The organism is Dyadobacter frigoris, assembly GCF_005280585.1.
GTDB classification, from domain to species: Bacteria; Bacteroidota; Bacteroidia; order Cytophagales; family Spirosomataceae; genus Dyadobacter; species Dyadobacter frigoris.
The window spans coordinates 264,738-284,343 of the sequence record NZ_SZVO01000009.1 but is presented as its reverse complement, the minus strand read 5'-3'; the positions used below and the strand labels follow the sequence as shown (position 1 = coordinate 284,343).

General features: G+C 40.2%; 16 protein-coding genes. 9 read left to right on the top strand and 7 right to left on the bottom strand.

The window, feature by feature from the left end; all coding sequences use genetic code 11:
• Positions 1-87 precede the first annotated feature (87 nt).
• Positions 88-2,070, top strand: a complete 1,983-nt coding sequence (locus tag FDK13_RS20050; RefSeq protein WP_137341786.1) for a M1 family metallopeptidase — start codon at positions 88-90, stop codon at positions 2,068-2,070.
• 12 nt (positions 2,071-2,082) lie between these two features.
• Here the strand turns inward: FDK13_RS20050 and FDK13_RS20045 are convergent, their stop codons facing one another.
• Both FDK13_RS20045 and FDK13_RS20040 read right to left on the bottom strand, forming a co-directional pair.
• Complete coding sequence (locus tag FDK13_RS20045) at positions 2,083-3,465, bottom strand: sulfatase family protein (RefSeq protein ID WP_137341785.1); 1,383 nt, start codon at positions 3,463-3,465, stop codon at positions 2,083-2,085.
• A gap of 109 nt (positions 3,466-3,574) precedes the next feature.
• Positions 3,575-4,141, bottom strand: a complete 567-nt coding sequence (locus FDK13_RS20040) for an RNA polymerase sigma factor (protein ID WP_137341784.1) — start codon at positions 4,139-4,141, stop codon at positions 3,575-3,577.
• Positions 4,142-4,417: 276 nt separating this feature from the next.
• On the opposite strand from FDK13_RS20040, the gene FDK13_RS20035 reads away from it, so the two are divergent.
• The 8 genes from FDK13_RS20035 (at position 4,418) to FDK13_RS20000 (ending at position 13,954) form a co-directional block, all read left to right on the top strand.
• The gene (locus FDK13_RS20035; protein WP_137341783.1) at positions 4,418-5,239 is read left to right on the top strand and encodes a glycosyltransferase family 2 protein; all 822 of its coding nucleotides are present in this window, start codon (positions 4,418-4,420) and stop codon (positions 5,237-5,239) included.
• Positions 5,229-6,644: an oligosaccharide flippase family protein gene (locus FDK13_RS20030; RefSeq protein ID WP_137341782.1), complete on the top strand. Its 1,416-nt coding sequence runs from the start codon at positions 5,229-5,231 to the stop codon at positions 6,642-6,644. Before FDK13_RS20035 ends, FDK13_RS20030 begins: the two co-directional genes overlap by 11 nt.
• 85 nt (positions 6,645-6,729) lie before the next feature.
• Positions 6,730-8,397, top strand: a complete 1,668-nt coding sequence (locus FDK13_RS20025; RefSeq protein WP_137341781.1) for a hypothetical protein — start codon at positions 6,730-6,732, stop codon at positions 8,395-8,397.
• The gene (locus FDK13_RS20020; RefSeq protein WP_170982855.1) at positions 8,390-9,412 is read left to right on the top strand and encodes a glycosyltransferase family 2 protein; all 1,023 of its coding nucleotides are present in this window, start codon (positions 8,390-8,392) and stop codon (positions 9,410-9,412) included. The genes FDK13_RS20025 and FDK13_RS20020 overlap by 8 nt, the downstream gene beginning before the upstream one ends.
• Entirely contained in the window at positions 9,402-10,595 is a 1,194-nt protein-coding gene (locus tag FDK13_RS20015; protein WP_137341779.1) for a glycosyltransferase family 4 protein, read from the top strand. The genes FDK13_RS20020 and FDK13_RS20015 overlap by 11 nt, the downstream gene beginning before the upstream one ends.
• A complete protein-coding gene (locus FDK13_RS20010) occupies positions 10,552-11,685 on the top strand; it encodes a DUF1972 domain-containing protein (RefSeq protein WP_137341778.1) in 1,134 nt (377 codons plus the stop codon). Before FDK13_RS20015 ends, FDK13_RS20010 begins: the two co-directional genes overlap by 44 nt.
• Complete coding sequence (locus tag FDK13_RS20005) at positions 11,654-12,922, top strand: O-antigen ligase family protein (protein ID WP_137341777.1); 1,269 nt, start codon at positions 11,654-11,656, stop codon at positions 12,920-12,922. The genes FDK13_RS20010 and FDK13_RS20005 overlap by 32 nt, the downstream gene beginning before the upstream one ends.
• Before the next feature lie 111 nt (positions 12,923-13,033).
• Positions 13,034-13,954 (top strand): nucleotidyltransferase domain-containing protein, encoded by a 921-nt coding sequence (locus tag FDK13_RS20000; RefSeq protein WP_137341776.1) that lies wholly within the window; start codon positions 13,034-13,036, stop codon positions 13,952-13,954.
• A 3-nt stretch (positions 13,955-13,957) separates the two neighbouring features.
• Here FDK13_RS20000 and FDK13_RS19995 read toward each other — a convergent pair whose 3' ends face one another.
• The 5 genes from FDK13_RS19995 to FDK13_RS19975 are packed head-to-tail and all read right to left on the bottom strand — an operon-like array spanning position 13,958 to position 19,554.
• Positions 13,958-14,782, bottom strand: coding sequence for a class I SAM-dependent methyltransferase (locus FDK13_RS19995; protein WP_137341775.1), 825 nt, complete (start codon positions 14,780-14,782; stop codon positions 13,958-13,960).
• Positions 14,779-16,245, bottom strand: coding sequence for a B12-binding domain-containing radical SAM protein (locus FDK13_RS19990; protein WP_137341774.1), 1,467 nt, complete (start codon positions 16,243-16,245; stop codon positions 14,779-14,781). The genes FDK13_RS19995 and FDK13_RS19990 overlap by 4 nt, the downstream gene beginning before the upstream one ends.
• Positions 16,245-17,294, bottom strand: coding sequence for a radical SAM protein (locus FDK13_RS19985; RefSeq protein ID WP_137341773.1), 1,050 nt, complete (start codon positions 17,292-17,294; stop codon positions 16,245-16,247). The genes FDK13_RS19990 and FDK13_RS19985 overlap by 1 nt, the downstream gene beginning before the upstream one ends.
• Positions 17,291-18,040: a class I SAM-dependent methyltransferase gene (locus tag FDK13_RS19980; RefSeq protein WP_137341772.1), complete on the bottom strand. Its 750-nt coding sequence runs from the start codon at positions 18,038-18,040 to the stop codon at positions 17,291-17,293. The genes FDK13_RS19985 and FDK13_RS19980 overlap by 4 nt, the downstream gene beginning before the upstream one ends.
• Before the next feature lie 11 nt (positions 18,041-18,051).
• On the bottom strand, positions 18,052-19,554 hold the full coding sequence (locus FDK13_RS19975) for a B12-binding domain-containing radical SAM protein (RefSeq protein WP_137341771.1): 1,503 nt from the start codon (positions 19,552-19,554) through the stop codon (positions 18,052-18,054).
• Between the last annotated feature and the right edge of the window lie 52 nt (positions 19,555-19,606).

Here is a 19,606-nt window from a genome sequence, read left to right as displayed (position 1 = left end):
TAAAATTCAATGTAATAATTAGGTGAATTTTACATTAAATCGCTATCTTGGATTACTAACCTATTCATCTCTGCCCGTAAAATATTTATGAATCGTTTTCTCCTGTCCTTTTGCCTTTTTCTTTCTTATTTCACTGTTTCAGGTCAGTTGGCAGAAAAGTCAAAATCAAAATATGATGCTTCTGACCTGTTTTCTGCATCGTCGTTTTTGCCTTCCGGAAATTCGTACCGACTTGCGACGGGTGAGCCAGGACCAGATTATTGGCAAAACCGTGCGGACTATAAAATCGATTTATCGCTGGATGATAAGGCTGAAATTATTTCGGGTATTGAAACGATTATCTATTCCAATAATAGCCCCAAAGAACTAACTTTTCTATGGCTGCAAATGGATCAGAATGTTTACAAAAAGCACTCGAAAGGACTTGATTCTAAATTATTTCTCAGCAGTGGTAGTAAAGAATTTGAAGGCGGTTTCACTATTGAATCAATAATATTAAATAATCGTGACAAGGCGGTTTTTGCTATACATGATACCAGAATGCGTATCGAATTAGCGGAACCGCTTCCTTCCGGACAAAAGATTTCCTTCCAGATCAAATACAGTTATCAATTCCCGAGAAATTTCAGGAATGCTGATTTCAATGTAAACAGAACCGATATTCTTTCCACTAAAAATGGAGATATCTATTCGGTTGCTCAGTGGTATCCTCGCCTGTGTGTGCTTGATGATGTAAGCGGTTGGAACACCCTCCCCTATTTGGGCAATGGAGAATTTTATCTTGAATATGGAAATTTCGATGTCAATATCACCCTTCCGTCGGCGTACATTGTTGAAGCCTCAGGCGATCTTGTGAATCCCGAAGAAGTATTAACAAGCGTCCAATTAGAACGTTGGAAAAAGGCCAAATCATCACCCGAAAAAGTATTCATCCGGACTGTTGAAGAAGTTACCGACCCTGCATCCCGACCATCAAAACCATTTTGCACCTGGAAGTTCAAATTAAATTCCGCAAGAGATTTTGCCTGGACAGCTTCGAAATCATTTGTTTGGGAAGGTCAGGAAATTGCTTTACCGAGCGGAAAAAAAGTTTTAGGAAGTTCACTGTATCCGATCGAATCCAAGCTAAGCAATAGTTGGGAACGCTCGGGAGAATATATCAAATTTACTTTGCAGTATTTTTCAAAACAATGGTACGAATATCCCTACAACAAAGCCGTTAATGTGGCTTCCAATCTGGATGGAATGGAATATCCCGGACTGGTTTTTTGTGCTGCAAAAGACAAAGGAAATATGTACTGGGCGGTTGTCAATCATGAACTTGGGCATACCTGGTTTCCGATGATCGTGGGAAGCAATGAAAGAAAACACGCCTGGATGGATGAAGGATTTAATGCTTTTATGGATAATATGGCTACCAAAGATTTTAATGGTGGAGAATTCCCTGGTTATCCGGAAATTGATGTTCCGGTAAAAGCGCTTTTTGCAGATTCTCTATTAGCTATTATGACCCGGCCTGATATCATTCCCGGAAATCAGGTTTATACAATTCAATATCAAAAAGTAGCGTATCTACTAACGCTTCTCAGAGAACAGATTTTGGGAAAAGAACGGTTTGATCCTGCATTTCGGAAATATATCAGCGACTGGGCCTACAAACATCCAACGCCATGGGACTTTTTCAGCAGCATCAACAATTCAACCGGTGAAGATCTGAACTGGTTTTGGAAATCCATGTTTTCGGAAAATTACAAACTTGACCAGAAAATAGCCAATGTTGTAAACCCTCAAAAAGGAAAATCAAAGAAAGCACTAATCACTGTAGAAAATCTTGAAAAGGCTGCCATGCCTTTATTAATCGAAGTTACTTTTGAAAACGGAGAGAAAGAATCACACAACTTTCCGGTAGAAATCTGGGAACAAGGCCCCTCCTATTCCTTCATTCCCGATTCTGACGGCACTGTTAGTAAGGTCGTAATAGATCCCCAAAATGTATTTCCTGATGTAAAAGTTGATAATAACCGTTGGCAAATAAATAGTCCAAATTTGAAATCAAAAACTTTAAAATAACATAAAAAACTTTTATTTCACCAATTCTTTCAACGTTCCATAACGCTGACGCAGCTGCTCCAACTTGGTTTTATAAGCCTGGTCTTTAACAAGATTTGTGGTTTCATGCGGATCATTTTTTGTATCATAAAGCTCCTCATAACCGTGTTCGATGTAGTTCATATATTTAAAGTCACGACTTACAACACCTTCCACTTTTGGCAAACGGGGACTGCCCAAATAAGTATGTTCATAAAAGAAATCATCCCTGTCTTCTGACTTTTTCAATGTCATTTCAAGCAGGTCTTCTCCCTGAACCGTCTGAGGAATTGCTACTCCTGCGAGTGAAAGAATTGTTGGAGCGATATCGATATTCAGGGCGATTTTATCTGATTTTTTCCCTTTTAATTTTCTCGTCAAAGGTGCTCCTGAAATAATCATCGGAACTCTTATCGATTCTTCATAACCAAACCACTTTCCTTCCAGTCCATGTTCGCCCAGCGAAAACCCATTATCTCCCATGAAAATAATGATCGTATTTTCATCAATTTTCAGCTCTTTAAGCTGCGCAACCAGGTCCCCAACAACTTCATCCACGCCGGTAATCAGCCGGTAATAATTCCTGACCGTTTCCTGATGCAGCTCAGGCGTTGAAAACAACGGTTTCCAGCGCTCTCTGGCTATATTCTTATCTGTTCTGAAAAATTCCGGAAAACTATTCCAGTATTTAGGATCGGCAGTCAATGGCTCAGGAATACTGACATTTTTATACAGATCCAGGTAACGCTGCTGCACCGGATACGTAGGCGGATTGCCGTCCAGTTCATGCGGGGCCTTAAAGCTTACCGATAAACAAAACGGTTCTTTTCCGGCAAATTTGCCAAGAAACTGGCTGATATCTTTTCCAACGCTGTCCGTATGGTGAATGAGATTCCCACTTTTATTTTTAAGCTCATAAACCGGCTGTCCGGTTTTTTCAGCAGCCCAGTAGTCAAAAAGTGTGTCGGGGATATTTTTAACGCCAACGCCAAATTTACCGATAAAGCCAATTTTATAACCTGCCTTTTTTAACAAGGCCGGATAGGTTTCGGCAAGTGCTTGCCTGCTGAAATCGGTATCAAAATCATTGATTTTGTGACGGGATTCGTATTTACCACTCAAAATACTGGCCCGGCTCACACAGCAAATGGATGTGGTAATATATGCTCTTTTAAAAAGAATTCCACGCCCGGCGAGCGCATCCAGATTTGGCGTTTGTATAATACGGTTTCCCATTGCACCTAATGCGTCCCGGCGGTGATCGTCGGTAAGTAAAAATATAATATTGGGACGTGCTGTGGATTTCTGCTGAGCAAATGACGGAATGCTGTACGTAATAAAAAAAGAAACTGATAATAAAATAGCTGTACGCTTCATTACTGCATGAATCTATAACATAAAAAACTACTACCCACTTCCTGTAAATATAGGTTTTTTACTTCAAAACGCCTGTTGAGAGCAGTTTTTATATCATCAAACACTTGCGTTAACAACCAAAAAACGGGCGGCCCACCGAAAACTGCTCTGTTTTTAATACCATTTGCTGAAGCTTTTGTCTTGCCTTGAAAAGGTTGGATTTAGATGTTCCAATATTGATATTAAGCATCTTTCCAATTTCTTCATGCGAATATCCATCGATTGCAAAGAGATTAAAAACAGTCCGGTAAGCTTGTGGTAATTTCTGAATAAGAGCAAGCAGGTCATGATAATTCAGATTCTTGTCCGCAGCTTCACAACTGCTGATTTGCTCGGCATAGTTGATATCCTGTAAACGGGTTACACGGGAATTGGCACGGTAATAATCAATTGCCACATTCATCATGATACGTCCAAGCCACGCCTGAAAAGATCTCGTTTCGTCAAAACGATCTATGTTTGTAAAAACCTTGAAAAATCCCTGATTCATCACTTCCGCTGCTTCTTGCCGGTTGCCGACATACCGCATACAAATACTCATCGAAAAGCCATAAAATGCCTTATAAAGTAGCTTCTGGGATTTTCTATCCTGTTTTAGACAGCCATTAATCAATTGAGATAACGTTTCTTCGCTCATAAGTTTAAACCTTTTCATTAAAAGCTGTAAATCAAACCATACGCATCTGTCTGTATTACGTAATTAGTTGTTGGAAGGGTTGCGTGGCCAGTATTCCAAAAAAGATTTATTTCCATATACAACTCAAAATCAAATCTTTATAGAAATTTATATTCTTTTGAGAATTTATTTCCGCCTTTTTCACAAAATCAGGCAACCATAGACGGAGAATCAACGATATACTTAATAAGTGAAAGTTGAATTTTGTCCTGATGGTTTTGATTAAATAATGATTTGATGATTCCGGTTTCTATCGTTATTATTACTAAAAACGAAGCGCTGCTAATTGGAGAATGCCTGAAATCGGCTGCTTTAATAACAGATGACATTGTTGTGATCGATAGCGGAAGTACTGATGGTACGCTTGAAATTGCCCGTCAGTATGGCTGCCGCATATATCAGGAAAACTGGGAGGGCTATGGTGCCAATAAAAATAAAGGTGTTGCACTCGCCCATTACGATTGGATTTTGAGTATCGACGGCGATGAGATTGCAGACCGGCGGTTAATCCGGAGTTTACATAATCTGGATTTTGATGATCCCCGGATTGTATATGATATTAAATTCAGATCCTATTTTGGAAAAAAGCCCATCCGTTTTGGCGAATGGGGCCGCAATCATCATGTCCGCTTATTTAACCGCTCACAAATAAAATGGGCTAAGGCAAAAGTGCATGAAACACTGCTGCTGCCTAAGGGTACGATCAGAAAAAAAACGGAAGGAAGGCTTCATCATTTCTCGGTTCAAAATATTTTCGAATGCCATAACAAGGCCATTTATTACGCCCGGCTTAGCGCCGCGCAATATGCGAAAAATGGAAATAAAGCTTCGTTTTTAAAGCTTTACCTTTCTCCTTCATTTGTTTTTGTAAAGAATTACATTCTTCGCCTGGGCTTTTTGGATGGATGGGAAGGGCTTGTTATTGCCAAAATGATGTTTAAAAACACGAGGCTGAAATATTATTATTTAAAGCAGTATGAACAAGGTAAATTTGTAAGGGATGAAAACCTGCCGCATCATCAGCATTTGTTTTTGAACATCGATCCATTTGAAAAATAAATTGCTTCAAAATCTTTCTGCCAATACGCTGCAACTGATTATAAACCAGTTGTCAGGGCTGGTTATTTTTTACATTTTATCAACCGGGCTCGACAAGACCTATTACGGACAACTCAATCTGGCTTTGGCTATACTGCTCGTTTCTTTCAATTTGTTATCTTTTGGCATTGAGCAGGTTAGTGTCAGAAAAGTTGCTGCCGGACAAGACGCCGAATCTGTGTTTTCACTTTATCTGTTTCACGTGCTGATTACTGGTTTTGTGTTTTACATATTACTTTTAGCAAGCAGTATTTTCATTCAAACGCCAAAAGGGCTGTATCCGCTTCTGCTGCTTTTGGGTGCAGGAAAGCTCATGATTTATTTTGCCACACCTTTCAAACAGATCATCAGCGGTCTTGAACGTTTCAAGGTCCTATCGCTAATGCTTGTTGTCTCTAATCTGGTTCGAAGCTGTGGTTTGATTATCTTATTTTTCCTTCAGATTCTATCTCTGCAAACAGCAATTATTATTTTTATTGCCGGTGATTTTACGGAGCTTTTACTTTGCATATTCCTGTTCAGGCGAAGCACGCAAATTGCAATACGAATCAACGGAAATAAAAAACAATATTTTCAGCTAATCAGACAATCTTTGCCACAAACTGGTGTTACCATTTTGACCTCAGCCATTGCACGCTTTGACTGGATTTTTATTGGTTTCATGGTTTCAGCAGCTAAACTCGCGGAATATGGCTTTGCATATAAGGTTCTTGAAATGGCTACTTTTCCGCTTTTGGCTATTGCGCCACTACTGATTCCAATGTTTACGAAATTCTTTCAAAAGGAAAAAACGGGTGCAGTAGAACTTGCATTTTTAATCCGGATTGAACTAGTAGTCGCCGCATTGACGGCCCTTATTTTAAACGTAACCTGGGTACAGGTGGTAGATACCGCGACCGCCGGAAAATATGGACTGGTCAATGTCAACACCATTTTTATCCTTTCTTTGTGCCTTCCATTTTTATATTTAAATAATTTTTTCTGGACAATTTATTTCGCTCAGGGCCGCATAAAAATGATTTTAAAAGGATTTGCAATCACTTTTACGGTGAACGTTGGCCTGGATATTTTACTGATCCCGTTTTTTAAAAATGAAGGCGCCGCCATGGCTTTTCTGATCGCATGTGCCGTGCAGGCTATTTTTTACACGAGTCAAAATCAAATACGGGAACTAGGGAAAGTTTGGCATCACGTAGTCCTGTGCAGTGGCTGTGCAATTCTTAGCGGTTTTGTGTCAAGAGCCGTTTTTGCTCATTTTCTCATAGCCTTGATTTCTTCTGTCCTGTTATTTCTTTTGCTGCTTATTTTGACATCCCAGGTTAAAATAAGCGACCGTAAAATAGTCCGCAACGTTTTCAGTAAATAATTTTTAGCCACTGATGCAGGCAACCATTGCCCTTTCCTGACCGTATTGTCAATATAAGTAAGTTGACAAGCTAATAAGACAGGAAATGATTTCTAGCCTGAAAGGTTTTGATTGGGAAAAATGGCGAAGTTATGCAGACTGGAAACTGCTTATACTTCTGGTATTTTTTCTTAATGTGAAACTGGCAGTTAAAATTCCCGTCATTGTCCTGATTTATATTTGGCAATTTGATTTTCGCTTCGGTTTCAGGTTGAAAAATTCAAGATTGCCGCTTTTTTACCTGTTAGCCTTATTGATTCCCATTGCAGGATTGGCTTTTAATAAAAGTTATCTGAATCCGAATTATGCTGCGGTTTTTCTTACCGGAATATTCTTCTGGATTCTTTGCATTCTGGCTATTCACCAGGTGAAATTATCAGTCGAAAGCCACCAGACTGAAACCATCCATCATACACTGCTTCTGTTTTTCATTATCAACGCTGTATTTTCTGCCGGTAACCTTCTGGTTATCATTTGGAATACCAGTGAGCTGAATCCCTATACATATCAGGGGCAATTCCAAAAGTATTTCATCAGTACCGGCGATTATATCAAAGGGATCACATTTGATACTTCGGTCACCAACGCGGTGATCAATGCTTTTGGAGTCATCTATTTTTTAGTAAGAAAGCAGGTTGCAATGCTTCTTGCCTGCATGGTTTGCCTTCTTTTGACGGGCAGTAATTTTATCAATATACTGCTCCTGCTGATCTTTTTATACCTGTTTATTTTAAAAAGCAACCGTGATCAAAAAAGTATGATTCTGGCTTGTCTGATGTTTCTGGTTGTGTTCATGGCCAAGGTTTCTCCGCAAAATAATCGCTACGTTGCTGAAACATTTAAAGATACATTTGACAAGGACACCGTTTTTCATTATCCCGACAAAACAGTTATACTTCCCATTGCCCAGCGGCCGGATTCTGTCCTTAATTCCGAAGAGAGAAAAATAAAAACAGCTACCTTATTTCTGGATAGTCTGAGTCTGGCTGCCGCATTAGAGGAAAAAGAAAAACATCCGCTTGTCAGTCAAAAACCCATCATCAGAACTGAACAGGGCACTATTGTTATGCCGCAGGCTGACATTCATTCCGCAACTTATCAAAGTCTGAAAGTACCGCTTGCACCTCAAAAACCTTTACAGCATTTTATTTCCTTGCATAAAAGGTGGTTACCGATTTCTTCCAACGCCATTGCCGTTCCGACACTCCCTGGTAAAGCAACAGCGCTGATTCAAACGTTGAAATTTTACAGCCAGCATCCAGCCAGAATATTTCTGGGTGATGGAATGGGAAATTTCTCGTCTAAACTTGCTTTCCGGGTTTCCGGCCTGTCAATCGCAGGTGGTTTTCCAAAACGGTACGACTACATCAGCAATAATTTCATGCAGAATCATCTGGATCTGTATCTTAACTTTTTCAGCAAAAGAGCAGATTATCATTCCCTCACAAACAGCCCCTTCTCAGTCTACGACCAGCTTATGTCCGAGTACGGGCTTACAGGATTGATCTCATTTCTGATTTTTTACTGGCTGTTTTTTGCCAGGCATTACAAGAAATTAACTTACGGAATTCCTATTTTACTGCTGGTAACTGCCGTCCTTTTTGTTGACTATTGGTTTGAGCAGCTTTCCATACTGGTGCTTTTTGAATTGCTTCTTCTTTTGAATATCAAAGAAACCAACCCTGAAAACTCAAAAGTATATGGGCATGTCTGAGCCGAAAATTACCGTTTTAATGCCGGCTTATAATGCAGGCAAATTCATCGGAGAAGCTATCCGTTCTGTTCTCGGTCAGTCATTTTCTGATTTTGAGCTTTTGATTGTGAATGACGGTTCGACAGACGGTACTTTATCTGTAATTCAAACTTTTGACGATGAAAGGATAACCGTTATTAACCAGGCTAATAAAGGCATAGCTGCTGCTTTGAATATCGGTTTGCGTTATGCAAAAGCCTTTTACATAGCCCGATTTGATGCGGACGACATCTGCTATCCTGACAGACTTAAAATTCAGTACGAATTCATCACGTCAAATCCTGATTTCAGCATCGTCGGCTCAGGTGCCGATTATGTTGATTTGTACGGAAATTATGTTTTCACGCATCAGCCTGACGGTTTTACCAATGCGCAAATTCAGCAGCTAAGCTATAAAATCTGTCCTTTTATTCATTCCGGCGTTCTGTACAAGAAGGAAACAATTCTTGGCTATGGCGGTTATAACGAGCGTGCTTACACCTATGAAGACCACTTTTTGTGGGCGAATATCCTGAAAAATGAAAAGGTTTGTAACCTGGCGCAACCGCTGATCAAGGTGCGTTTAAATCCGGATTCAGTCACCATTGATGAAAAATGGCGTACAAATACCTTTCGCAGCATTAAGTACAGCACATTAAAAAAATGTTTCATTTCAAAAAATGAAGGGCTGAAACTTCTGGAAATCGGCAAAAAACAGCATTCTCACCGAATCAAGGAAGGCGCGTATTATGCTCTGCTTGGCAAGAAATATTTGTGGAATAATTATCAACCGCAAAAGGCACGTACAAATCTACTCAAAACACTATCGATCAGCCCTTTTCATGTCAAAAATTACTTCCTTTTGCTATTGTCATTCCTGCCTGAAAAAGCGTTAACGAGCTTTTACAAGGCAGTAAAAATCAGTGCTGCAAATAACACGATACTACCCAATAACCCTCTAACAGAAAGAAAGGAGTTACTAGATTATGACAGATAACAAAATCAAACTGTTTGTAGATGCGCACTCTTTTGACAAGGAATTCCAGGGAACGCAAACCTTTATCCGTGAGCTGTACACGCAGCTGATGTCCGATCACCCGGAACTTGATATCTATTTTGGAGCAAGTAACACCGCAAACATTCAAAAGATATTTCCCGAACTTCCTTCTGCAAATATTTTACCCTATAAAAACAGAAAAATCAGCTTACTCCGCTTTGTTTATGACATACCGGAATATATAGAAAAATATCAGTTTAATTTTGCTCATTTTCAATACATTATACCAAAGAAAAAGGCCGGTTGCAGGTATATCGTGACACTGCATGATGTGCTGTTTAATGATTACAAAAACGACTTTTCCCTGATTTACCGCCTCACCCGCTCTGTTTTATTTGGCCGGAGCATAAGAAGGGCCGATATTAAAACAACAGTTTCGGATTATTCCAAAGGCAGGATTTGCCAACATTATAATTTGTCGGCTAAGCAGGTTCACGTGATCCGGAATGGTGTAAATGATTCGTTGATGCATTTTCAGGATTCAAGGCACGAAGCGGTTAGCCTTGTCAGACAAAAATTCGGAGTCGAGAATTTTATCCTGTACACAAGCCGTTTCGAACCCCGCAAAAATCAGCTTTTGCTTCTGAAAAAATATCTGAAACTGGATTTGTATAAAAAAGGTATTGCCCTGGTTTTTATTGGTAGTGAATCAGTCAAAATACCTGCCTTAACTAAACTGATCAATGAATTAACTCAGGAACAAAGGAAATATTTTTTCTGGTTCAAGCAGGTTCAGCAAGCTGATCTGGCAGCATTTTACAGAGCTTGCCGGCTCTTCGTTTATCCATCAAAAGCAGAAGGGTTTGGCATACCTCCACTCGAAGCGGCTGTTTGTCAGGCGCCGGTATTGTGCTCTTCGGCAACGGCTATGAAGGATTTTATTTTTTTTGAACCCTACCGTTTTGATCCTTCTGATGAGCGTGATTTTGAGCAGAAACTTTTGATGATGCTGTCTCTCCCCCCGGATAAAACTTTCATTTCCAGGGTAGCCACACGGATTCAGCAGCAATACCACTGGAAAAAAAGCAGTGAGAAATTTTACGATTTATTACAAGATCATACTAACAAACAAACGGTATATGAAACTGAGGATAGCGATTTTAGGTACACGCGGAATACCTAATCATTACGGTGGCTTTGAGCATATTTCGGAATATGTTTCAGAAGGTCTTGTCAAAAAAGGACATTCCGTTTCTGTTTATAATTCTCATAATCACCCCTATACGAGAGATTCCTGGAACGGAGTTGAAATTATTCATTGCTATGATCCCGAATATCTGATCGGTACGGCGGGACAGTTTGCCTATGATTTCAACTGCATCATGGATGCCAGGAAAAGAAAATTCGATGTCATTTTATTGATGGGATATACCAGCAGCTCGATCTGGGGACAGCTTTATCCTGAAAAAAGTGTCATCATCAGCAACATGGACGGGCTGGAATGGAAACGCTCAAAATACTCAAAACCAGTACAGAAGTTTTTGAAATATGCAGAAAAACTGGCTGTGAAACATAGTCATTTTTACATTTCCGATTCACGGGTGATCAAAACCTATTTGCAAAATACCTATCAGATTGACAGCCGCTATATTCCTTATGGTGCTGATTTATTTTCAGATCGGGAAAGAAACCACGACAGTGAAAACAGGCTTTTGAAGGACGACTATTTCCTTTTGATGGCCCGTATGGAGCCAGAAAATAATATAGAAACGATCCTTGACGGCTTTAATCAAAGCAGTTCACAAAGAAATTTCAAGGTACTGGGCGATACGGGAAATAAGTTTGGCAAATTCATTACCCAAAAATTTAAAAATGACGAACGCATCGAATTCAAAGGAGCGAATTTTGATAATACCGCCGTTCGTTCCCTGCAAAACAATTCCCATCTGTATTTTCATGGGCATAGCGTGGGAGGTACAAATCCTTCACTTTTGGAGGCGATGGCCAGCGAAGCATTAATAGCAGCGCATGACAATCCTTTCAATAAATCGGTACTGAGTTCAGATGCATTTTATTTCAATAATGCCGCCGAAGTGAAAGCGCTCGTGGAGAATGTACAATGGAAAGATCCTGAGCGGACGATGGTGAAAAACAATGTTCAAAAAATTCAGCAGCAGTTCAATTGGGGAAATATTATTGAAGAATACGAAGAATTTATACTGAAATGCTTCAACACGCATCATGATGAAAAAGCTACTATGGATAGAAGATAGTACCGGCAATCAGACCAGTTATTACCATTTGGTTTTACTGCTTTTAAGCTTACCATACGACCGGTTTTTCAGTCATTTAATTTTGATCAGCATGACCGTTCACACGATCATTCAATTCAACAAAAAGTCGGTTAAGCCATTTTTTACCCTGCAAAATCTGCTGCTTCAATCTGTATTTTTCTTAACGTTGTTTGGCACAATTTACACGGCCAATAGGCCAGAGGCATTTAAGGAATGGGAAAAACAGATTAGTATTTTTTTGATCCCGGTTTTGTTTAGTATGAATTCACTCGATTTAAAAAAGTACCGAAATAACCTGCTTATTTTATTTTCGCTGAGTACTACTTTCGCCGTTTTGTACCTGTACAGCAAAGCACTAGTGACGATTCAATATTATCAATTTCCACTTTCTGCTTTATTTACCTCTGCTTTTACAAACCACAATTTCGCCAGACCTATTGAAATGCACGCCACGTTTTTTTCAATGCAAATTGCGCTTGCCATCGTTTTTTTGATTTCCACAGTCATTAGTATAAGAGAACTAAGGTCAAAAATTTTCTATTCCATTTGCTGTATTATATTGGCTGCCGGGATTGTACAGCTTAGCTCGAAATCGGTTTCGGTCGCTTTACTTTTGATCATCAATTTTGCTATTCCTTATTTTTTGCTGTTAAATATCAGAAAAGTAAGGTTCATTTTATTGTCGGTTTTCCTCTGGATAGTATTGCCAACCGGCGTTTATCAAATGGATCAGTTCAGGGAGCGTTACGTTGATGATCTGAAAAAAGATCTTAGCGAGGCCTCAGCCAATGAGCTGACAGATCCACGGCTGGCCCGTTGGGAAGTGGCTATAAAACTGGCCGCAAGATCACCTTTTATCGGTTACGGATCAGGCTCTGAAATTGAACTTTTGGGACAACGCTTTTATGAAAAAAAATTCTACCGTTCGTTTTTATACAAACTGAACTCGCATAATCAATACATCAGTTTTTTTATCAAAACCGGCATTACCGGCCTGCTGATCTATCTGGCTGTTTTGTTTTGGGGATTCAAAACTTCTTTGATCCGTAGAGACTTAATGCTGTTTTGTTTCATCGCCATTATTACCGCTGTTTCATTTTCTGAAAACTTTCTGGACGTTGATAAAGGGATCTTTTTTTACAGTGTTTTCTTTTCACTGCTAATATTCTCCGGATCGAATCCGGACAAGAAAGCAATAGAAGAAAAAGTTATCTAAATGATTGAATTCCAGGCAACCCTATACTCCTTTCTCCCGTCATTATGTTAAGGACCTGACTATGCACGAGCGTTAAAAAAAGATTAAACCAGTCATTAAAACGACAAGATTTTGTTAAAAATCAGAAAAGATATCCTGGCGGCTTTGGCCTATTTCGACATGTGGGATTATCCTCTTATAAAGGATGAGATCTTCTTGTTTCTTCCAAATGTTTATTCTAAAAGTGATTTTGACGGCGCGATCAATGATCTTGCAGCTACGCAAACGATTTTCAATTTTGAAAACTGTTACGCTTTAAAAAATGATTATCAGTTGGTAATTAAAAGAAAAAAGGGAAATAGAAAAGCTACGGAGTTGATGATTACAGCCAGGCAGGTAAGCCGGTTTTTAATTAAATTTCCATTTGTACGCGGCGTAGGTATTTCAGGTTCCTTGTCCAAAAACTACGCTGATAAACAGTCTGACATTGATCTTTTTATTATCACTAAAAAAAACAGGCTCTGGATAGCCCGGACGCTGATGCATGTCTTTAAAAAACTGACGTTTCTGATTGGAAAACAGCATCACTTTTGCATGAATTATTACGTAGATGAAAAACAACTGGAAATCGAAGAGAAAAATATTTATACGGCTATTGAAGTGGCAACGATAATTCCGTTGGAGGGCTCAGCGGTATTTGAGGATTTTTACCGGGCAAATCAGTGGATCACAAATCTGCTGCCCAATCATTGTACCGGTGCCGGATCCGCCCGCGCTTTGAAGGAAAATCCGGTTAAAAATTTTGTTGAAAGACTATTTAACGCTCCCTCAGCAGATCAGCTCGACGACTATCTGATGCGTATTACGTCCAACAGATGGCGCCAGAAAACACGGGCAAAAAAGCTCAATATGCGCGGTACTATCATGGGCATGGCTGCCAGTAAACACTGCGCAAAACCAGATCCACAGAATTTTCAGAACAAACTGATTGAAAAGTACCAGCAAAAAAAAGCTGCACTTCTTTTTAAAACAGCTAACAAAATCGCCTTTTGAAATCTATTTTTTTTGGAAGGAAATAATGTAGTAGTCGCCGATATATTTCCATGGCCAGCGGTTTTTCAACCTGTCTTCATAGCCTACAAGAGATCTAAAAAGTACCGGGTGTTTTTCCGCGAAGCCTTCCATGTATGATGGAGGCACGATAGCACACAAACCTTCCGTTTTTAATAAAGTGAATCCAGGGGAAAGATGTTTTTCAATGAACGAAGGATTATAATACCAGCATTTAAAATAAATACCTTCCAGATGCGCTTTACGTCCATTATTACTAAAAAATCTTCGGAATGCAGTTTTGAATTTGCCTTTAAATAGCAGAAGCGTTTCCCAAAGACAAAATTTCGGTAAAATCACCAGTGTCACCAAACCGCCCGGACTGAGTAAATCTGCAAAAGAATCCAGAACTTTGTCAAGCTCGCCAGTACAATTCAGCCCTGCAAAGTTTGAAAAAATAAGATCGTAAGGTCCTTTGTTTTGTAGAGAATCCAGTTGGGTATAAGAGCAGATCTCCTGGCTAATCTGTGTTTGAAAACCGTATTTGACGACTTTCTTTTGCAGCGCATGCTGCATTCCTGTCGAAATATCAGTGGCATGAACGGTAAAGCCTTTGTCCGCAAAAAAGAGCGCATCTTCTCCTGTCCCGCTGTTTAGTTCAAGAATGCTGCTGCCGGGTTTAACATATTGAAGTACATGTTCCCGCACCCGTTTCCGCTTGTAACAGATGATGGTATCTTCCGAATAAATTGCATCAAAAATAACCGATTGACTGCTGAAAGCGGCCTGTGCAAATTGTTCATTACTCGCCGGACCAGTCGTTTTCATCATACAGTTTTTTCAAATCGGTTGAGCTTCACTTTTTCAATATAGGTCAGTGGCGTATAGTAAAAAACAGAAAGCGCTTTCTTTAGATTACCCCCGGAAATCGTAAGAGGATTAGCAACCAGGTTTGAAAAGCTGTTTTTCGCCAGATGCTTCCGGTAATTCTTATGTACATATTTATGCAGCTGTTTGTAATAATAGGCAGGATAAGTACTGGAAAACATCAGAGCCATTTCATCCGAATCTGTCCAGTTGGTCTTGGATTTCAAATCGGCTTTAACTTTTTCGTAAAACACAGTTCCGGGCAATGGATAAGATACCGAGATACCGATTTCAAACGGCAGCAGTGCATTGATCATCTCAATGGTCAAGTCGATATCCTGCTTAGTTTCTCCCGGATAGCCAAACTGAATAAAAAAAGAAGGCTTGATACCATACTTTTTCATCAGGCGGCTTGCCCTGTGGATCTGCTCAATGGTGATGCCTTTGTCCATCCGGTCAAGAATTTTTTGTGATCCGCTTTCAGCGCCGATCCATGCATTTTCACAACCTGCCGCCGCCAGAGCCGTCACCAGTTCGTCTTCAATAAGAAGATCCGCTCTTGACTGGATCTTAAAACGGATATTGATATTTTCTTCTTTTAATAACCTGGAAAACGCTATAATCCAACCCGGTTTTAAACCAAAAATATCGTCACAAAACCAGATATGTTCAATGTCATAATTAGCTTTAAGCAGCTTTATTTCACTCACCACATGCTGCGGACTGCGGGAATTATAACGGTTTCCATAAATGGGTTTGGCGCACCAGTTGCATTTGTAGGGACAGCCGCGCGTGGTGCCCATATTAATTGAAAAATATCCTGCATTCTTTTTCCATGTTTCACGGTATAAGTTCATATCCACCAGATCCCAGGCAGGAAGCGGCAAAGAATCCAGCTCTTTTAAAACCGGACGTGCAGCCGTTTTTACAGGTTGTGAACCTTTCAGATACGCCAACCCTTTAACCGATTGAAAATCTGTTTCACCGTTTTTTATTGCTTCTGTTAATTCAAACAAAGTCTGCTCAGCTTCGCCCAAAAGGATAAAATCAGCCCCTTCTGATAAATATTCGGAGAAACGATCGGTTGAATCTGAACTGGAAACAATCACCATACATCCTCTTTCCTTTGCGAGCTTACACATTTTAAAAGCTGCCTGCCGCATATTGGTCAGGCACATTTTTGTCAGATAATTGAAGCCATCATCATACAGTACAAAAAAATCCGGCGTGCTCACATCCAGAGCCTCAATAACCTCTTCGGGATCTTCAACAAACATGGTATCAAATAAACGGACCTGATAACCGCGTTCGCGCATCAATGCTGCCGCATATAATGTGCCCAGTGGCGGATATGGCTGCCCGAGCGACCATTGTTTTGGGTCAAAACGCAGAAAATAAGAATGCGAAAAAAGTATCTCGTCCATCATTAATCAAGCTTTGCCAACGGCGACAGGTTTAATGAACATACACATTTTATACAAGTCGGGTTTTGCCTGACATTCAGCGTTTTCCGAAAACGCGCAGCCTTTTCTCCGTTTAAAATTTCTTCCAGTGAATGCTCGTGGATGTTGCCAACCGCTTCATGGAAAAAACAGGGTCTCACACTCCCATCCGCTTCGATGACTGTTGAGACCCAGGGTGCGTTGCACTGCTTGAAAGGAAATTCATTATGGCCATAAAAGGCCGCATAGTAATGATAAATATCCTGAATTTTAGTCGGTGATTCTGCAATGAAACGGCTGCTGAAATCACTTTTATTATCAATAGACATTTTCCGGACTACTTCCCTAAACAAGGGAAGCTCAAACTCGGAAGGTAAAATTTCGTGCTGCCTGGGCTCAGTCCAGGCTGTTTCCCGGTTAAAAGCCTGGCTGCTGACATCGGCTGGCAAAAAACTCATTTGGTTTAAACCCATTTCCCTACCGGCTTCGATAATTGCACGCCAGTTTCTAAAATTGAGCCTATGGATCACCGTTCTGGACGTGATTTTATAGGCCGGAGCAAGTAAACGAAGATGTTCAACGCCTTCGTTTAACTTGTCAAAAGCACCCGAAACATCCCGGATCTGATCATGCACTAGCTGATCTCCGTCCAAAGAAACAATCAGATCGTCAATGTAATCAAGGATTTGCAATGCATTCTTTTTAATCGATAAACCTGTGGATAGCAGTGTTATTTTTATATTTTGTTGTTTCAAAATGGCACAAAGACTGAAAAAATTACGGTTCAAAAGAGCCTCACCACCGGACATAACAACCTGTTGAACGCCAAATTTTTTGAACGATATCAGCAGATCCCTCACGTCACGCTCTGTGATTTGCTTCACATTTTTATTATCCTTCCAGATATCACACATCACACAGCGGCAGTTGCAGGCACTATGCGGCATCAAAATGACAATAGGCAAGGCAGAGATCGTACCGGTTTGAAGTGTACGAAAACGCTGGAAAGTGTGATATAAACCCTGCCTGTTCATCGTTTTGTCTTATTAATTATGATCCGGTAAAAGGGACTTTTTTTTCGTAATCTGTTGAACAGACCTTTGGGATTGTATACAATCTTGTAATCAAAACTTTTCAGGCCGCTCAGTTGATGATGAAAATAAAAATCCGACATCTTCGGATAACCCATTATTTTGTAATAATCATTTGTGCGTAGCGCTGCCTGAGTACTTGCTGCCGCTGAATAAAAATTGGTATCTAAAATATGGATTTCGCCATAGGGGGCAAGACAAAGCTGCGCCTTTTCAAGTATATCGTTTAAAGATGAAAAGTACTGTATCGCCGCAGCGAAGAGTATGATATCGAAGCTCATATCAGGAAAATTCTCCGGCTCAAAAACTTCGTTTTTAAAGGTTAGATTCTCTTTCAGGAAAACATTTTTCGCCTGTTCAATTTCTACACGGTTTATGTCCAACCCTACTACTTCTGTATTTTTCAGTTCTGCAAGTCTTGCAGAAAACCAACCATTGCCACAACCGATTTCCAGAATCCTCAGAGATCTGTTTTTCTTGCCAATATATTTCATCAAATCATCACACGACCGTTTTCTAATCTTCCATTCCTGACTGTGAATGTGCGAACTATCGATATCTGGCAACAGCAGCAGCTGTTCATCAGAATAAACCCTTTGCTCCAGACTTCTCACCGCCAGATAAAGATCTTCGAAATCCTGGCTGATTATATTCGATTGTTTTTCCTTTTGATTTACCGTCAAATCCATCTTTTCGGAAATTAAAAACCTTGTACTTCCGGCTGACGGTAGCGCCAAACCTTTTGAAGCAGCTTGATTTCGTATGGATAATGATATATATTAATTTTATAACGAAGGCCAGCCACCAGTTTTATGGCTCCGCGTTTTAAACTATTCAGCCGGATATCGGTTACCGTAGGATAAACGCCGTTGAGAACCGTTTCGAAATTCCTGATTTTATCGATCATCTGCGAGGTCAGCCAGGGTGTCAGCGGATTTTTCCGGAGATCAAAACTTTCCCAGGCGGGGCTGATCCAGTCTTCAAGTGTTTCCGGAAATTTAAATCCGCTGGCCAAAACCTGTTTGTATAATTCCGATCCCTCGGTAGGTACAGGACTGTATGTATAAATGACAATTTCGGTTTTAGGATTCACATCCTTCACCTGTTTGATAAAGTCAATTTCAAAATCAATCTGTTCCTTAACCTGCTGTTGCGTAGGCGCCGGTGTTCCCAGCACAAAGGAATATTCCGGAATGATATCAAATTTTTTTAGTCTTTCAGCAAATTCAATGATCTGGTCCCCGGTCTGCGTCCCACCTTTGTCGAGCTGTTCTAAAATTGCATTATTTCCACTTTCTGCGCCAAAAAAAATGATTTTACAGCCCGATTCGCGTATCGCAGCCAAAGACGAATCTTTAAATTTGTGCATGGTATCAATACGGGCCATGCCCCACCAGGTCATATTTTCAGGCTTGATAAGTCTTGCAAATTCAACGGCTCTTTTCTCGGAAACAAAGAAATTGTTATCGTGAAATTCAATGGCGTCCGCACCCCATTTATCTTTGATGTATTTAACATCTTTGTAAACATTTAATGCCGATTTTGCTTTCCAGCGCGCCTCATAAATCGGTACAACCGCGCAAAATGAACAGGTAAAAGGGCAGCCGATACTGGAGTGATAGGCGAGCGTTTTTTCACCTAAATAGGTTTTTCCGAGATACTTGGCAATAGGATAAAAACCGGCCAGTTTATCATAAGGCAAAGGCGGCAAACTATCCTGGTCAATCAGATCCTGCTTTGCTGTTTTGCGGATTTTTCCGTTATCAGCTTTATAAATGATGTTTTTTATGAATTCGAAAGACTGACCGTTTTCCAGCGCATCAATCAATTGTGGAAATGCATGATCTCCCGGTCCGTTAATGATGAAATCCACATAACCTGAATTCAGTACTGCATTTGGTTGATTGGATGGAAAATAACCTCCCCAGATCATCCTGGTTTCGGGAAATTTGATCCTGATCTCCTTGGCCGCAACAATGGCCTGCCGTAGCTGAGGCCCCGGCATCACGGTAAAACCCAGGTACCCGAATTCTCCTGTCGCAAGGTAACCTTCAATTTTGGCGAGCGGGTCTGCTTCACAATTTCCATCCACGATCACCCAGTCATATTTGCCTTCTACGGAGGCCGCAATATTGAGAATCGAATTAGGAATGCGGTATTTGTTAACCGCGCTTTTGGGGTTGAATAATACTATTTTCTTCATCTTTTATCGCGCAATACACGTTGTGTCCATTAACCGCCCATTCAACTGCATA

Bases quoted from the DNA above. Each gene is read 5' to 3' on its own strand.
- FDK13_RS20050 (WP_137341786.1), top strand. From the start codon at position 88: ATGAATCGTTTTCTCCTGTCCTTTTGCCTTTTTCTTTCTTATTTCACT.
- FDK13_RS20045 (WP_137341785.1), bottom strand. From the start codon at position 3,465: ATGAAGCGTACAGCTATTTTATTATCAGTTTCTTTTTTTATTACGTAC.
- FDK13_RS20040 (WP_137341784.1), bottom strand. From the start codon at position 4,141: ATGAGCGAAGAAACGTTATCTCAATTGATTAATGGCTGTCTAAAACAG.
- FDK13_RS20035 (WP_137341783.1), top strand. From the start codon at position 4,418: ATGATTCCGGTTTCTATCGTTATTATTACTAAAAACGAAGCGCTGCTA.
- FDK13_RS20025 (WP_137341781.1), top strand. From the start codon at position 6,730: ATGATTTCTAGCCTGAAAGGTTTTGATTGGGAAAAATGGCGAAGTTAT.
- FDK13_RS20020 (WP_170982855.1), top strand. From the start codon at position 8,390: ATGTCTGAGCCGAAAATTACCGTTTTAATGCCGGCTTATAATGCAGGC.
- FDK13_RS20015 (WP_137341779.1), top strand. From the start codon at position 9,402: ATGACAGATAACAAAATCAAACTGTTTGTAGATGCGCACTCTTTTGAC.
- FDK13_RS20010 (WP_137341778.1), top strand. From the start codon at position 10,552: ATGAAACTGAGGATAGCGATTTTAGGTACACGCGGAATACCTAATCAT.
- FDK13_RS20005 (WP_137341777.1), top strand. From the start codon at position 11,654: ATGATGAAAAAGCTACTATGGATAGAAGATAGTACCGGCAATCAGACC.
- FDK13_RS19995 (WP_137341775.1), bottom strand. From the start codon at position 14,782: ATGATGAAAACGACTGGTCCGGCGAGTAATGAACAATTTGCACAGGCC.
- FDK13_RS19990 (WP_137341774.1), bottom strand. From the start codon at position 16,245: ATGATGGACGAGATACTTTTTTCGCATTCTTATTTTCTGCGTTTTGAC.
- FDK13_RS19985 (WP_137341773.1), bottom strand. From the start codon at position 17,294: ATGAACAGGCAGGGTTTATATCACACTTTCCAGCGTTTTCGTACACTT.
- FDK13_RS19980 (WP_137341772.1), bottom strand. From the start codon at position 18,040: ATGGATTTGACGGTAAATCAAAAGGAAAAACAATCGAATATAATCAGC.
- FDK13_RS19975 (WP_137341771.1), bottom strand. From the start codon at position 19,554: ATGAAGAAAATAGTATTATTCAACCCCAAAAGCGCGGTTAACAAATAC.